The 457-nt window shown below is 31.5% G+C and carries 1 protein-coding gene; it reads left to right on the top strand.

Features of this window, described 5'->3' with window-relative positions:
- Positions 1–457: ATP-binding cassette domain-containing protein (locus tag E3E36_RS11900; RefSeq protein WP_167895585.1), on the top strand; the 457-nt coding region annotated here is incomplete at both ends.

Here is a 457-nt window from a genome sequence, read left to right as displayed (position 1 = left end):
TACGGGGTTAGATAGTAACAGCAGAAAAAAATTAGAATTACTATTAAATGATTTAGCAAAAGAAGGAACAACCATTATTTTAATAACAGATGAAAACAATATTCCTTCTTTCATTACACATATTGCAGAGCTGAATAAAGGGGAATTAATTCAATTCTCACAAAAAGAAAATTTTAAAAACCATACTACAAAAAATATTGCTTTTAATACAGGAGAAATTCCTGCAAAGCAGCAACAGCAATCGTTTCAGGCGATCATTAGCATGAAGAATGTTGCTGTAAAATATGGCAACAAAACAATTCTTGAAAATATAAATTGGCAAATAAAACAAGGTGAACGTTGGCTACTGAAAGGTCATAATGGTGCAGGTAAATCAACCTTACTAAGTTTAATTACAGGCGATAATCCTCAGGCTTATTCCAATGAAATCTATTTGTTTGATAAAAAACGGGGCAGC

Origin of the sequence: Thermococcus sp. M36, from assembly GCF_012027355.1 — an archaeon.
In the GTDB taxonomy this organism is placed as follows: Archaea; Methanobacteriota_B; Thermococci; order Thermococcales; family Thermococcaceae; genus Thermococcus.
Note: the sequence above shows the minus strand (reverse complement) of the source record. Positions and strands in the feature narration are given on the sequence as shown.